Raw genomic sequence first — 14,626 nt, 5'->3', positions numbered from 1 at the left:
CCGGATTCCCCTTACGGAGAACCCGGGCTGGTCGTTAATCGCGAAAGCTTGCTTGGCGCGTTACTTGGCAGCCAGGCGCTGCCAGGTCTCGATGACCGTGTCGGGGTTCAGCGAAATCGACACGATGCCCTCTTCGGCCAGCCAGTCGGCGAAGTCAGGGTGGTCGCTGGGGCCCTGGCCGCAGATGCCGATGTACTTGCCGGTGGCGCGGCAGGCACGGATGGCGCGCGAGATCATGGCCTTGACGGCCGGGTCGCGCTCGTCGAAGTCGCCCGCCAGTTGCTCCAGGCCCGAGTCGCGGTCCAGGCCCAGCGTGAGCTGCGTCAGGTCGTTGGAGCCGATGGACATGCCGTCGAAGTGCTCGAGGAACTGCTCGGCCAGGATGGCGTTGCTGGGCACCTCGCACATCATGATGATGCGCAGGCCATCCGTGCCTCCCGACGCAGCGCGCTTCAGGCCACGCTCTGCCAGCATCTCCACCACGCGCGAGGCCTGCTTCACGGTGCGCACGAAGGGCACCATGATCTCGACGTTGGTCAGGCCCATGTCCTTGCGCACGCGCTTCAAGGCCTCGCACTCCATCGCGAACGCATCCTGGAACTCGCCGCTGATGTAGCGCGACGCACCGCGGAAGCCCAGCATGGGGTTCTCTTCATCCGGCTCGTAGCGGCTGCCGCCGATGAGCTTGCGGTACTCATTGCTCTTGAAGTCCGAGAGGCGAACGATGACCGGGCGCGGGTAGAAGGCGGCGGCAATCGTCGCGATGCCTTCAGCCAGCTTATCCACATAGAAGGCGCGCGGCGAGGCGTGGCCTCGGGCGACGGACTCGACGGCCTTCTTCAGGTCGGCGTCGATGTTCGGATAGTCCAGGATGGCCTTGGGGTGGACGCCGATGTTGTTGTTGATGATGAACTCGAGCCGGGCCAGGCCCACGCCGCCGGACGGCATCTGCGCGAAGTTGAACGCGAGCTGCGGGTTGCCGACGTTCATCATGATCTTGATCGGGCAGTACGGCAGCTCGCCGCGGTGCACCTCGCTGATCTCGGTCTCCAGCAGGCCGTCGTAGATGTAGCCCGTGTCGCCTTCGGAGCAGGCCACGGTGACGAGCTGGCCGTCCTTGAGCTTGGTCGTGGCGTCGCCGCAGCCGACCACCGCCGGAATGCCCAGTTCGCGGGCAATGATGGCCGCGTGGCAGGTGCGGCCGCCGCGGTTGGTGACGATGGCGCTCGCACGCTTCATGACCGGTTCCCAGTTCGGGTCGGTCATGTCGGTGACGAGCACGTCGCCGGGCTGCACGCGTTCCATCTCGGCCACGCTGTCCACCAGCCGCACGGGGCCGGTGCCGATCTTCTGGCCGATGGCGCGGCCCTCGGCCAGCACGGCGCTGTGGGCCTTGAGCTTGTAGTGGTGCTCGACCTGGCCGCCCATCTGGCTCTTCACCGTCTCAGGGCGTGCCTGCAGGATGTAGATCTTGCCGTCGACGCCGTCGCGACCCCACTCGATGTCCATCGCGCGGCCATAGTGCTGCTCGATGATGAGGGCGTACTTCGCCAGCTCGGTCACCTCGGTGTCGTTCAGCGAGTAGCGGTTGCGCTGCTCGGGCACGGTGTCCACGGTCTTGACCAGCTTGCCGGACGCCGCTTTTTCCTCGGGCGTCGCGAACTCCATGCGCAGCAGCTTGGAGCCCAGGTTGCGGCGGATGATGGCCAGCTTGCCGGCCTTGAGCGCGGGCTTGTGGACGTAGAACTCGTCCGGGTTCACGGCGCCCTGCACCACCGTCTCGCCCAGGCCGTAGCTGGAGGTGATGAAGACGACTTCCGAGAAGCCGCTTTCGGTGTCGATGGTGAACATGACGCCGGCCGAGCCGAGGTCAGAGCGCACCATGCGCTGCACGCCGGCAGACAGCGCCACGTCGTTGTGGGCGAAGCCCTTGTGCACGCGGTAGCTGATGGCGCGGTCGTTGTAGAGCGACGCGAACACCTCACGCATCTTGTGCAGCACGTCGTCGATGCCGACGACGTTCAGGAAGGTTTCCTGCTGGCCGGCGAAGGACGCGTCGGGCAGGTCTTCCGCCGTGGCGGACGAACGCACGGCGAAGCTCACGCCGGGGTTGTCAGCGGTGAGCTGCGCGAAGGACAAGCGCACGCCGGCTTCCAGATCGGCCGGGAAGGGTTGGTTCTCGATCCAGCCGCGGATCTCGGCACCGGCCTCGGCCAGCGCGCGGACGTCGTCGGTGTTGAGCGTGCTCAGGCGCGCGGCGATGCGCGCGTCCAGTCCCTCGTGCTTCAGGAACTGCCGGAAGGCATGCGCCGTGGTGGCGAACCCTCCGGGGACGCGCACGCCACTGGCGGCGAGCTGCGAGATCATTTCGCCGAGGCTGGCGTTCTTACCGCCAACTGCCTCGACATCGGTCATCCTCAGGTTCTCAAACGGTACGACCAGGGCGGTCGCCTCGAACAGCGTGGACATGGGGAAACTCCGGGAGGTTGAAAAACCGGTGTCGTCGCGTCGGCCGTGTTGTCCATTTTCACTGCCGAGCTCATGGGCTCAAGGCAGGCGCAACTCCGTCCATTTCTGGATTCTTTGAGGAGGAGGGAGGCGCGCATGGGGCTGATCGCGAAGGATTGCGGCGGATTCTAGGCGTTGGGTTTCACGCAGGTACGGCGAGGGGCTGTGCAATAAGTCCTGTCCCGGCGCCATGTCCCCTCTTTCGGGGTGGCGTGAAAACGTTGTCATCCCGCGGGGCGAGTTCGGGCGACCTAGACGCCAGTCTGTGCACAATGCTCCGGTGAGCAGCGAAGAAGCCGGCCCCGAGGACGTCAACCCCCACTACCTGGATCATGTGATCCACGTCGCCGAGTCGCGACCCGTCGAGGCCAGCGAGGACATCGTCAGCCAGAACGGCATCAAGCTGCTGGCCAAAGGCGCGCAGATCAACGAGAAGGTGCGCGAGCGCCTGCTGATGCACAAGCTGCAAAAGCCGCTCGAAGATTGCATCGAGGTGACCGACGGCGTCATGCCTGAAAGCTTCGGGCCCATCGGCGAGGCGCTGTTCGAGCAGCACCCGCTGCTCAAGGCCATCTGTGCCCACGACCTCTACCCCAGCGCGCCGAAGACGCTGGCCGCGCTCAAGCTCAGCAACCCGGTGCAGTCGCTGCTGACCGTCTATGCCGAGCACCAGGGCGACCGCCTCAAGCACACGGCCGGCGTGGCCATGCTGGCACTGGCGCTGGCGCGGCGCATGATGCCCGGCGAACCGGAGCGCCACCGCATGCTGGCCCTGGCCGGGCTGCTGCACGACGTGGGGGAGCTCTACATCGACCCTCGATACATGCGCCCTGGCACGCCGCTGGGCCCGCTGGAGTGGCGCCACGTGGCCTCCCACCCCGTGGTGGGCGAGCGCGTGCTGCGCAACATGCCCGGTGCCGGCAAGGAGGTAGCCAGCGCCGTGCTGCACCACCACGAGCGGCTGGACGGCTTCGGCTACCCGCAAGGCGTCAGCGGCGCGGCCCTGCCGATGAACGGCCAGGTCCTCGCCGCCGCCGAGTGGTTGATGGCCCTGATCGAGAACGGCATGACGCCGATGACGCGTGCCAGCGTCGCCACCAAGCTCATCCCGGGCGAATTCAGCCGCGAGCTGACCGAAGCCATCGCGGCCGCAGCTGCGGCGGCCGATGCCGTGCCGATGGCGGCGCCGAACGAACCGCCCCCGCTGGACGAGTCCATCCTGCGCGTCGTCAGCATCGCCGCGACGCTGCAACGCTTTCGCGAGGCGCGCCCCTGGATCGAGCAGCGCATCGGTGCCGCCCGCCCGGGCTTGCGCGCCGTGCTGGAGGCCGGCCTGCAGCGCCTGTTGCGCATCCAGACGGCCTTCTCCAGCACCGGGTTGGACGCCCACGACACCGAGGCCCTCGCGGCCGTGCTGTCAGAAGGGTTGGACGCCGAGTTGCAGGTCGAGCTGATGACGGTAGTGGGCGAGCTGGAATGGCGGCTGCGCGAGCTGGAGCGCGAGTCGCTGCTGCGCGCCGGGCAGTTGCCGCCGGCGGAAAGCGCCGTCATGGGCGAGATGATCGCCAAACTGAAGGCGGCGACTTAGAGCCCCTGGCTATCATGAGCCAGCCTTGACTTTCACGAGCTGTAGCCATGACCGCCAGAACCGTTTACTTCGTCTCTGACGGCACCGGCATCACCGCCGAGACCTTCGGCAATTCCATCCTCGCGCAGTTCTCCATGAAGGCCCGCCACGTGCGCCGGCCCTTCATCGACACGGCCGAGAAGGCCCATGCCGTCGTCGCCGAGATCAACGAAGCCGCCATCCGCGAGGAGCAGCGCCCCATCGTCTTCGCCACCCTCGTGGACCGCGACGTGCTCAAGATCGTGCGCGAGCACTGCCAGGGCCGCGTGATGGACATGTTCGGCACCTTCATCGAGCCGCTGGAAGACGAGTTCGGTATCAAGAGCAACCACCGCGTGGGCCGCTTCTCCGACGTGGCACAGAGCCAGGAATACCACGACCGCATCGAGGCCATCAACTTCTCGCTGGCGCACGACGACGGCCAGAGCAGCAAGAACCTCGACGTGGCCGACGTCATCCTCGTCGGCGTGTCGCGCTCGGGCAAGACGCCGACGTCGCTCTACCTGGCCATGCAACACGGCATCAAGGCCGCCAACTACCCGCTGATCCCCGAGGACTTCGAGCGCCGCAAGCTGCCGCCTTCGCTGATGCCACACCGGCGCAAATGCTTCGGCCTGACCATCGACCCCGAGCGCCTGTCCTCCATCCGCAACGAGCGCCGCCCGGGCAGCAAGTACGCCGACGTGCTGAACTGCCGCTACGAGGTCAACGAGGCCGAGGGCATGATGAAGCGCGAGGGCATCTCCTGGTTGTCGTCCACGCACAAGTCCATCGAAGAGATCGCGACGACCATCCTGCGCGACATCCGGCCCGACAGGCTGATGTACTGATGCCGCTTCACGCCCTAGCCCTCGTCCTCACCGCCGCCCTCCTCCACGCCATCTGGAACCTTGCCGCCAAGCGCTGGGGCGGCGGCACGCATTTCGTATTCAGCTGCGCTTTAGGTGTCTGCGTGCTGTGGCTGCCCGCCGTGCTCTGGGTCGGCCTGGACGAACTGCCGCGCTGGTCGATGCTGGCCTGGGGCTTTGTTGCCGCCAGCGCCGTCGTCCACCTGGGCTATTTCAACTGCCTGATCGCCGGCTACCGGGCCAGCGACCTGACCGTTGTCTATCCGGTAGCGCGCGGTAGCGGGCCGCTGCTGTCGGCGCTGGCCGCCGTGCTGCTGCTGGGCGAGCATCTGGGGCCGACCGGCGCCTTGGGCCTGGCCGGTGTCGTCGGCGGCATCTTGCTCATCACGATGGGCCCGCGCCTCATCGGCCGTGGTGTGAATCACGATGCCGAGACCGCCATGCGCCGCCGCCACGGCCTCTACTGGGGCGCTGCGACCGGTACGCTGATCGCCGGCTACACGGTGCTCGACGGCTATGCGGTCAAGGTGCTGGCCGTGTCGCCGCTGATGCTGGACTACTTCGGCAATGTGCTGCGCGTGCCGCTGCAACTGCCCACGCTGCTGCGCAACCCGCAGAGCTTCTGGCCAGAGTTCAAGCGCAGCTGGAAAGGCGTGCTCGCCGTCGCGGGCCTGGGGCCGCTGGCCTACATCCTCGTGCTGATGGCCATGCGCGAGGCACCACTGTCACGCGTGGCGCCGGCGCGGGAGGTGTCGATGCTGTTCGCGGCGTTGCTGGGCGGGCAGTTGCTGGGCGAGGGTGAGCGCGGCTGGCGGCTGGCCGGCGCCGCGCTGATCGGCGTGGGTGTCGTCGCGCTAGCGATCTGATCAATGTCTGACCGCGCCAGAAAAGGTCGTCTCGAATCCGCGCTTCGGCGAAAACTTGACAAACTCCGGGCCTGACGACGCGATCAGCAATTCGTCCCCCGGCTCGTACTCCTCCAGGTTCGCTGAAAGCTTCATCGTCAATGAAGCGCCGAAGCACAGCCAAAGTTCATGGCGATTCAGAGCCGACACGTCCTGCAGCCGCTGTCCCACGAGTCGCTCTATCGCAACTTGGTTGGCTGCTGCCGAACCTTCACAGTCCGCCAGAAACTGCCCATCGCTGAAGAGCACCCAATCGGCCAGATAGATTCTGATCTCCAACTCACGCAACGAGCCCATCCTGCAACGCAGTCGGACGAAGCTGCCGAAGTACTGCTGCGCCGAAAACACCTCGCAAAGCAAGGCGCTGGCGAGTAGAGGTGGCAGCTTGAGAGGACCGGGATGAATCGGCAAGCTCATCGCGCTTGGTAGATATCTACATAGTGCCGTGCTGCGTCGTCCCAGCCGAAGTGCTGGCGCATCGCCGCGTCGCGCACGCGGGCCCAGTATTCCTGCCGGCTCCACAGCGCAAAGGCGCGGCGCAGTGCACGGCGATAGGCGTCTGCGGTGAAGGCGTTGAAGACAAAGCCAGTCGCGGTGCCGGCGGCAAGGTCTTCCAGCGTCGTGTCGACGATGGTGTCGGCCAGGCCGCCAACGCGGTGGACCAAGGGCAGCGCTCCGTAGCTCAGGCCGTAGAGCTGTGTCAGCCCGCAGGGCTCGAAGCGGCTGGGGACGAGAACGACGTCGCTGCCGGCGTAGATGCGGTGGGCCAGGCCTTCGTCCATGCCGGTGCGGCGGGCGATCTGGCCGGGGTGCCTGGCGGCTGCATCGGCGAAGGCGGCTTCGAGGCGGGCCTCGCCGCTGCCCAGCACGACGAGCTGGCCACCGGCGTCGATCAGATCGCTCAGCGCCTCCAGCACCAGCGGCAGGCCCTTCTGCTCGGTCAGGCGGCTGACGACGCCGAAGAGCAGCGCGTCGGGCTTCACGGCCAGGCCGCATTCGCGCTGCAGCGCAGCCTTGCAGTCGGCTTTGCCCTCGGGGCGGTCAAGGTCGTAGGCCTGGGCGATGCTGCGGTCGTGGGCGGGCGCCCAGACGCCGTAGTCCACACCATTCAGGATGCCGTGCAGCACGCCGGCGCGGTTGCGCAGCAGGCCGTCGAGGCCGCAGCCCTGCTCGGGCGTCTGGATTTCATGCGCATAGCTCGGGCTCACCGTCGTGATCGCGTCGGCGAAGTGCAGGCCGGCCTTCATGAAGCTGACCTGGCCATAGAACTCGACGCCTTCCACCGCGTAGTGCTGCGGCGGCAGGCCGAGGTCGCAGAAGTGGTCGGCCGGAAAGAGGCCCTGGTAGGCCAGGTTGTGCACGGTGAAGACCGTCCGCGCCTCGTTGCGCCGGCGCGAGCGGCTGGCGGCGATGTGGGCGCAGGCCAAGCCGGCGTGCCAGTCATGGGCATGCACGATCTGCGGCCGCCAGGCAGCATCCACGCCTTCGGCCAGGCGGGCCGCGGCCAAGCCCAGCAGCGCGAAGCGGCGGTGGTTGTCCGCGTAGGCCACACCGACCGCATCGCCGTACGGGTTGCCGGGGCGGTCGAAGAGGCCGGGGGCGTCCAGCACATACACGGGCACGTCGAAGCCCGGCAAATGCCCGCGCAGCAGGGCCGCCCTGCCCTCGCTCCACGGCAGCGCCACGGGAGCGACGGCGCATTCCTTGGTCAGCGACTCGCGGATGGCGGGGAAGCCCGGCACCAGCAGGCGCGGCTCGGCACCCGCTGCGGCCAGCGCCGCGGGCAGCGCACCGGCCACGTCGGCCAGGCCACCGGTCTTCAGCAGCGGGTAGAGCTCCGCGCTGACTTGCAGGACTCGCACCATGCGCCTACAGCCGCGCGAGCATCTGCTTGGTGATCAGCACGACGCCGTTCTCCGTGCGCTCGAAGCGGGCGGCATCCAGCGCCGCGTCCTCCCCCACGACGAGGCCGTCGGGGATCTCGCAGGCGCGGTCGATGATGACCTTGGTCAGCCGGCAGTTGCGCCCCACCGAAACGCCCGGCAACAGCACGCTCTGGTGGATGTTGCAGAAGGAACGGATGCGCACGTTGTTGAACAGCACCGACTGCACGACGTGCGAGCCCGACACGATGCAGCCGGCGCTGACGATGGTGTTGACCGTCATGCCGTGCATGCCGTTGTGGTCGGGGATGAACTTGGCCGGTGGCAGCTGGCGCTGGTAGGTCCAGATCGGCCAGTCGGTGTCGTAGATGTCGAGCTCGGGGCTGATGGAGGCCAGGTCGAGATTGGCGGCCCAGAAGGCGTCCAGCGTGCCCACATCGCGCCAGTAGGGCGTGGCGCCGTTGGGATTCATGATGCAGCTCATGCCGAAGGGGTGGGCCACGGCCCGGTCTTCGGAGACGACCTTGGGAATCACGTCTTTGCCGAAATCGTGGCTGGAGTTGGGGTCGGCCAGGTCCTCGGCGAGCAGGCGGTACAGATAGTCCGCGTTGAAGACGTAGATGCCCATGCTGGCCAGGCAGACGTTGTCTTGGCCCGGCATGGTGGGCGGGTTGGCGGGCTTCTCCTGGAAGGCCGTGATGTGGCGCTCACCGTCGACGGCCATCACGCCGAAGGCACTGGCCTCGGCCTTGGGCACCTCGATGCAGCCGACCGTGCAGCCCGCGCCGCTGGCGACGTGGTCGACCAGCATGCTGGAGTAGTCCATCTTGTAGATGTGGTCGCCCGCCAGCACGACGATGTAGTCGGCGCCGGTGCTCTGCACGATGTCGAGGTTCTGGAACACCGCATCGGCCGTGCCGCGGTACCAGCTCTCATCGTCGGTGCGCTGCTGGGCCGGCATCAGGTCGACCGTCTCGTTCAGCTCGGCGCGCAGAAAGCTCCAGCCGCGCTGGATGTGGCGCAGCAGCGAATGGCTCTTGTACTGGGTGACCACGCCGATGCGGCGGATGCCGCTGTTCACGCAGTTGCTGAGCGCGAAATCGATGATGCGGAACTTGCCGCCGAAGTAGACGGCCGGCTTGGCGCGCGTGTCGGTCAGTTGCTTGAGCCGCGAACCACGGCCGCCGGCCAGGACGAGGGCGATGGCGCGGCGCGCGAGCTGATGGGGCGAGGCGGCGGGGGGAGGCATGACGACGAATCTCCGCTGGGGCTGCAAACGCTTGCAGTTTGCTCCCAGTCTCTCTCCGCCCCTCCACGGGCTTCCCCTCAGACCGCGCTCGGCACCTTGTCGGTAACAGCGGCCTGGGCCAGCGCGCGCTCGAAGGCGCTGCGGCTGGGCGTCTCGACGAAGACACACCGCTTGCCATGCCGTTTGCAATGGTCCTTCACGCGCCAGTAGGCGTCGTGGCTGATGCAGCCCGTCTGACAGATGACGAGGTCGGCCGCGGCGAGCTGGGGCTCGAGCTGGGCCGGCTTGTGCTCGCTGCCGCCGTCGTGGTGCAGGAACTGCGCGCCGCAGCCCTCCACGGCCTGGCGGTACTGCGGCACGCTGCCGCCACGGCCGCCCACGCAGAGCACCACGCGGTGCACCAGCTTCACGGGCACGGCGGCGGCGTCTTCCGCCACGGCCGGCGCCTCAACGGCCTCGGGCACTTCAGCCACGGCCGGCGGCCGCGAAGCCAGCCGGTTGATCTCGCGCTGCAGTGCCTGGTTGCGCTCCGTCTGCTCGGCCAGGCGCTCTCGCAGCGCCTCGCGCTCGGGCAGGTCGGGCCGCGCGGCCTGCCAATGCTGCAGCTGCTCGTGCGCCTGCGCGAGCTGGGTTTGCAGGCCGATCAGCAACGCTCGCTGTTGCATGCGTTCCTGCTCCCAGGCCTGCTGCTCGCGGGCGCGTTCCAGGCTCCAGCCGGTCACGCGCTGCTGTACCTCGGCGTAGTCGCGCGCCAGCGCCTGGTGCTCGGCGGACAGCTCACGGTGGCGCACCATATCCACGCGCTGCGCGGCGCCCACCTGGTGCTGCAGCATGTGCACCTGGCCCAGCACGCGCATCTCCAGCCACTCGTCGCAACGCGCATGCGCCAGCGTGGCCCACAGTGCGCCGGCAATCTCGCCCTGGGCCGCGCGGTTGCGCCACCAGGTCATCAGCGTGTCGCGGCACTTGGCCTGGGCAGCGGCGCGCACGTCGAGTGCGAAGCGTTGCTCCAGGTCCTTCTGCAGCGCCTCGGCCACCGCGTTGCGGCGCGCCGCGGCGGTGACGAGGCTGCAGTGCAGCGTGTAGTCGTCCTCGTCGCCCTGCAGCACGAGCAGTTTCTTGGCCAACTGGCGCACACGCTCCAGCGGCAGGCAGACGCCGATGACGGGGCAGTGTGCATGGCTGCCCAGCTCCCACAGGCGGCGGCGGCGCGAGCCGGTGGTGGGTGGCAGGGCCGCGTGGGCGGCGAGGGATTCACAACAGGCTTCAGCCATTTGATGAAGTCTCCAAGGCAAAGCGGACGGGGAACTCCACCCAGCTGCCGACGGGCTGTGAGCCGCGCAGCGCCGGTTGGAAGGGACAGCGGCGGGCTTGCGCCACGGCCGCGTCGTCGAAAAGACGCCAGCCGCTGCTGGCGGCCAGCAGCACCTGGCCGGCGCGGCCCAGCTCGTCCACCCAAACGCGCAGGCGCACGACGCCTTCGATGCCGCGCTCGCGCAAGGCAAGCGGGTGTGGCGCGGGCGCGCAGGTGGCACGGCGAGCGGATTGCAGCGAGGGCTCGGCGGTGGGCGGGTCATCGCGCAGCGCGGGCGGCACGACAAAGGCGACCGGTTGCGGCGCGGCAGCGGGTGCAGCCACGGCGGCGGGCGGCGCAGGGCGGGCCTCGGCCTGCACGTCGAAGCTGGGCGGTGCGATGGCGGCAAAGGTGGGCAGGCTCAACAGGGGCGGCGCGGCACGTGGTGCGGGCGCGGCGGGGGTTGCCGCGACCGGCAGCAGCTGCACGGCCAACTCGCGCCGCGCGCCTGCTGGCGCCGAGCGTTGCTGCACCGACCACAGCGCCAACAGCAGCGCCCCATGCAGCGCCGCCACAGCCATCAGCACGCCCGCTCTCATGCCACGGCCTCGAGTCGTCGTGCGGCCAGCGCCCAGCCGCCGTCCTGCATCGGCAGGGCCTGCAGGCGCAGGCCGAACAGCGTCTCCAGCGCCGGCAAGGCCGAGGCGCCGGCGGGCAGGTCCGCAACCATCTGGCCGCGGCGCACGAGCACGAGGCGCTCGAAGCCGTTCAGCGCCTGCTGGATGTCGTGCAGCACGGCCACCAGCGCATGGCCACGCTCGCGGCAGAAGGTGGACAGCGTGTCCAGCAGCTCGAGCTGCAGGCCGGGGTCGAGCGACGCGAGCGGTTCGTCGACCAGCAGCAGGCCGCCTTCGACATCAGCCAGCTGGGCCAGCACGCGGGCGAGCTGCACGCGCGCCTGCTCGCCGCCGGAGAGCTGGTCGTAGCGGCGGCCCAGCAGGTGGCCTGCGCTCGCCCAGGCCAACGCCTGGCGCACCCAGCGGTCATCGTCCTGGCCCGCCCAGCGACCCAGGCTGACGACGAGTTCCACCGGCAGCCCGAAGGCGATCTGGTGCGACTGCGGCAACACGGCGCGGCGGCGGGCGCGCTGGCGTGGGTCCATCGCGGCCAGGGGCTGGCCATCGAGCAACACGCGGCCCAGCGTGGGCGCAATCTCGCCGGACATCAGCTTCAGCAGGGTGGACTTGCCCGCGCCACTCGGGCCCAGCAGCGCCACGCGCTCGCCGGGGTCGACACGCAGGTCAAACGGCCCGAAACCCTGGCCGTGGCGGGCCAGCATGGCGTCGTCGAGCAGCAGCATGTGGTGCGTCGTGCTCACCAGCCGCCCCCGATCTCACGCTGGGCGCGCTTGAGCAGCAGGAAGAGCACCGGCGCGCCGAACAGCGCGGTCAGGATGCCGACCGGCAGCTCGGCCGGGATGACGACGGTGCGTGCAGCGGTGTCGGCCAGCAGCATCAGCACGGCGCCGAACCAGGCAGACGCAGGCAGCACACGCCGCGCATCGGCGCCCACCAAGCCACGCGCGGCATGTGGTGCCAGCAGGCCGACAAAGCCGATCAGCCCGCACCAGGCCACGGCCAGGCCGCAGAGCAGCGCGAGGGCCAGCACCAGCACGCGCCGCGTGCGCGCGACGGGCACGCCAACCTGGGCCGCCACCGCTTCACCGAGCGCCAATGCATTGAGCGCCTGACCCCAGCGCCGTGACATCCCCAATGCACCCACGACGGCAACGCCCAGCACCGCGACGATGGGCCAGCTCGCCAGCGCCAGCGAGCCGAGCTGCCAGAAGGTCAGGTTGCGCAGCTGCTCATCCGTTGCTAGGTAGGTGCACAAGCCGACGATGGCCATCGCCAGCGCGTTCAGCGCCAGCCCCGCCAGCAGCAGGCCGGCCACGGCGCCCGGCACCAGCAGCTGCGCCAGGCCTTGCAGCAGGCCGCACATGACCCAGGCGCCCACCAGCGCCGCCACCGGCACCGCAAACGGCCGCCACGCCGCCGGCAGGCCACCGGCCCAGGCGGACAGTACGGTCAGCATCAGCGCGACGGCACAGATCGCGCCGCCAGGGATGCCCAGCAACGTCGGCTCGGCCAGCGGATTGCGGAACACGCCCTGCGACAACGCCCCTGCCAGGCCCAACGCCGCGCCCACGACGATGGCAAAGGCCACACGCGGCAGGCGCAGTTGCGCGAGCACGAGGGCGCCCTGCGTGTCTTCGCCATTGAGCAGCGCCTGCCAGTCGGCCACGCCCAGGCGGATGGCGCCGCTGTTGGCCGCCAGCACGATGGCCATGGCCAGCAGCGCGAAGGCGATGGGCCAGCCCGGCAAGGCGGGCCAGCGCAGGGTCACGCGTTCAAGCGGTGCGTCCATGCAGCTTGCCCGTCAGTTCAGCCACGGCCTGCGGCAGGCGTGGGCCAAAGCCCAGCAGCAGCAGGGCTTCCATGCCCACCACGCGGCGGGCGCGGCCGGCAGGCGTCAGCGCCAGGCCGGGCGCCTTCAGCAAGCCATCAGCACCGCCCTGCGCTTCCACGCCCTGGTCCGTGCAGAGGATGACGTCGGGCGCCGCCTGCAGCGCGGCCTCGGCCGTCAGCGGCTTGTAGCCCCGCACGCCGGCGAAGGCGTTGCGGGCGCCGGCCAGGGTCAGCATCGCGTCCGCTCCGGTGCCTTCGCCCGCCACGCGCAGCTGGCCGCCGGCATGGGCCAGCACGAAGAGCACGCGCGGCAAGGGGCCGGTGGGTGGTTTGGGGCGTGCGGCCCACTCCTGCTGCAGCCTGGCGATGAGCTGCGCGGCTTCCCGTTCGCGGCCGCACAGCGCGCCGATGCGCTGGGTGCGCGCCAGCACACCTTCGAAGCGATGGTGCTCGTCCAGCACCTCGACACGCACGCCGGCACTCTTGAGCTGGGTCAGCACCTGCGGTGGGCCGGCCTCGCCGCTGGCCAGCAGCAGCTGCGGCTTGAGCGCGAGCACGCCTTCGGCGGACAACGTGCGCGCATACCCGACCTGGGGCAACCGCGTGGCATCGACCGGGAACAGCGAGGTGGTGTCCACACCCGCCAGCTGGCTCTGCGCGCCGAGCGCAAACACCGTCTCGGTGACGGCGCCGCCCACACTGACCATGCGGGGCTGCGCCTGGGCTACACCCAGCCCTGGCAGCAGCCCCGCCAGCATCAAACTCCGGCGCTTCATGCCGCACACCCTGCGGTCTCTTCGTTCCACGCGCGGTCGTCCACCTGCGCATCCAGCAGCTCGCGCCAGGCGCAGCGCTCGGGCTGGCCGGGCTTGCGTTGGCCGAAGAACTGGGCGATGAGTTCGCCGTCTTGCGCGTACAGCTCCAGCGAGCTGACGAGGCCGTCGGCAGTGGGCTTGCGCACGGCCCAGGCCTGCGCGATGGCGTCCTCGCGCAGATTCAGGTTGAAGCGCGGGTCCAGCACGTTCAACCATGGACCCATGACCGCGATGCGCTGCACGGGGCCGCCGTGGATCTGGATGACGCCGGGGTTGCCGACAAAGACCATGATGGGCGTGCCGTTGGCCGCGGCGCCTTGCAACACGACGCGGGCGGCATGCAGGTCCACCGGCTGCGCGAACTCGGGCGCGGCGAGCTGCATCGCCTGGATGCGGCGCACGCCGTGCTTGCGCAGCAGGCCGAAGAACTCGTGCGTGTCGCGCAGCGCGGCCCAGCCGGCGCGAAAGGCGCCCGTGTCGACATCGGGCGCATCGACGGCCAGCACGGCCGTCTCGGTGCGCCACTGCGGCGCCGGCGCGTCCAGGTCGGCCCAGCGCACGCGCAGCGCCTGCCAGGCGGCGAACTGCGTGGCGGGCCGCGTGAAGACCTTGTGCACGGCCACGCCCTGGGCGTCGAAGAACTGCAGGCTCTGCTGCTCGCCCTCACGCACCGAGTAGCCGTGCGCCCAGTGGCTGTAGAACAGGCGCAGGTCGATCTCGTCGCCCAGCGCCATACCCATCTCGCGGCCGGGCTCGCCCTGGGCGCTGACATGCTCGTAGACGCCGGTGCGCTCGTGCACGCAATGCGGGTTGCGTGTCAGCGCCATCAGCTCGCCGGCGCGGCTCAGCTCGGACAGCAGGCGCGGGAAGTCGCGCCGCAGCCGCTGGGCCTGCAGGCCGCCATTCGGGGCCCCCACGTGGGCGTCGATCAGCATGCCCTCGGTGACACCGAGGGAGATGGCGATGTCGCGGTGGCGCGTGGCACCGGCGGCGCGGGCGTCGACATAGGCTTGGCGGAGGTCCATGCGT

At 69.3% G+C, this 14,626-nt stretch carries 13 protein-coding genes; 3 read left to right on the top strand and 10 right to left on the bottom strand.

What is annotated here, in order from left to right:
* Window positions 1–60: 60 nt before the first annotated feature.
* Window positions 61–2,469: a phosphoenolpyruvate synthase gene (gene ppsA, locus AC07V5_RS14685; protein ID WP_495116412.1), complete on the bottom strand. Its 2,409-nt coding sequence runs from the start codon at window positions 2,467–2,469 to the stop codon at window positions 61–63.
* Window positions 2,470–2,788: 319 nt separating this feature from the next.
* Between ppsA and AC07V5_RS14680 the strand changes: the two genes are divergently transcribed.
* Genes AC07V5_RS14680 through AC07V5_RS14670 form a run of 3 tightly spaced genes read left to right on the top strand, consistent with a single transcriptional unit; the run spans window position 2,789 to window position 5,849 of the window.
* A complete protein-coding gene (locus tag AC07V5_RS14680; protein WP_495116411.1) occupies window positions 2,789–4,096 on the top strand; it encodes an HD-GYP domain-containing protein in 1,308 nt (435 codons plus the stop codon).
* 47 nt (window positions 4,097–4,143) lie between these two features.
* On the top strand, window positions 4,144–4,965 hold the full coding sequence (gene ppsR / locus AC07V5_RS14675) for a posphoenolpyruvate synthetase regulatory kinase/phosphorylase PpsR (protein ID WP_495116410.1): 822 nt from the start codon (window positions 4,144–4,146) through the stop codon (window positions 4,963–4,965).
* Window positions 4,965–5,849, top strand: coding sequence for an EamA family transporter (locus AC07V5_RS14670; protein ID WP_495116409.1), 885 nt, complete (start codon window positions 4,965–4,967; stop codon window positions 5,847–5,849). Before ppsR ends, AC07V5_RS14670 begins: the two co-directional genes overlap by 1 nt.
* On the opposite strand, the gene AC07V5_RS14665 is transcribed toward AC07V5_RS14670, so the two are convergent.
* From AC07V5_RS14665 to AC07V5_RS14625, 9 genes are all read right to left on the bottom strand, one after another.
* Window positions 5,850–6,305 carry a hypothetical protein gene (locus tag AC07V5_RS14665; RefSeq protein WP_495116408.1) on the bottom strand — a complete coding sequence of 152 codons (456 nt, stop codon included), beginning with the start codon at window positions 6,303–6,305 and terminating at the stop codon, window positions 5,850–5,852.
* Window positions 6,302–7,750: a glycogen synthase GlgA gene (gene glgA / locus AC07V5_RS14660; protein ID WP_495117067.1), complete on the bottom strand. Its 1,449-nt coding sequence runs from the start codon at window positions 7,748–7,750 to the stop codon at window positions 6,302–6,304. Before glgA ends, AC07V5_RS14665 begins: the two co-directional genes overlap by 4 nt.
* Before the next feature lie 7 nt (window positions 7,751–7,757).
* Window positions 7,758–9,020, bottom strand: a complete 1,263-nt coding sequence (glgC, locus tag AC07V5_RS14655; RefSeq protein WP_495116407.1) for a glucose-1-phosphate adenylyltransferase — start codon at window positions 9,018–9,020, stop codon at window positions 7,758–7,760.
* 77 nt (window positions 9,021–9,097) lie between these two features.
* The gene (locus AC07V5_RS14650) at window positions 9,098–10,294 is read right to left on the bottom strand and encodes a DUF2325 domain-containing protein (protein WP_495116406.1); all 1,197 of its coding nucleotides are present in this window, start codon (window positions 10,292–10,294) and stop codon (window positions 9,098–9,100) included.
* Complete coding sequence (locus AC07V5_RS14645; protein WP_495116405.1) at window positions 10,287–10,913, bottom strand: energy transducer TonB; 627 nt, start codon at window positions 10,911–10,913, stop codon at window positions 10,287–10,289. Before AC07V5_RS14645 ends, AC07V5_RS14650 begins: the two co-directional genes overlap by 8 nt.
* Window positions 10,910–11,692 (bottom strand): ABC transporter ATP-binding protein, encoded by a 783-nt coding sequence (locus AC07V5_RS14640; protein ID WP_495116404.1) that lies wholly within the window; start codon window positions 11,690–11,692, stop codon window positions 10,910–10,912. Before AC07V5_RS14640 ends, AC07V5_RS14645 begins: the two co-directional genes overlap by 4 nt.
* A complete protein-coding gene (locus AC07V5_RS14635; RefSeq protein WP_495116403.1) occupies window positions 11,689–12,741 on the bottom strand; it encodes a FecCD family ABC transporter permease in 1,053 nt (350 codons plus the stop codon). The genes AC07V5_RS14640 and AC07V5_RS14635 overlap by 4 nt, the downstream gene beginning before the upstream one ends.
* On the bottom strand, window positions 12,725–13,558 hold the full coding sequence (locus tag AC07V5_RS14630) for a heme/hemin ABC transporter substrate-binding protein (RefSeq protein WP_495116402.1): 834 nt from the start codon (window positions 13,556–13,558) through the stop codon (window positions 12,725–12,727). Before AC07V5_RS14630 ends, AC07V5_RS14635 begins: the two co-directional genes overlap by 17 nt.
* Complete coding sequence (locus AC07V5_RS14625) at window positions 13,555–14,622, bottom strand: hemin-degrading factor (protein ID WP_495116401.1); 1,068 nt, start codon at window positions 14,620–14,622, stop codon at window positions 13,555–13,557. The genes AC07V5_RS14630 and AC07V5_RS14625 overlap by 4 nt, the downstream gene beginning before the upstream one ends.
* Window positions 14,623–14,626: the final 4 nt, after the last annotated feature.

This window comes from Roseateles sp. GW821-FHT02E12, from assembly GCF_059421665.1.
This window is presented reverse-complemented; position numbering and strand designations above follow the sequence as displayed.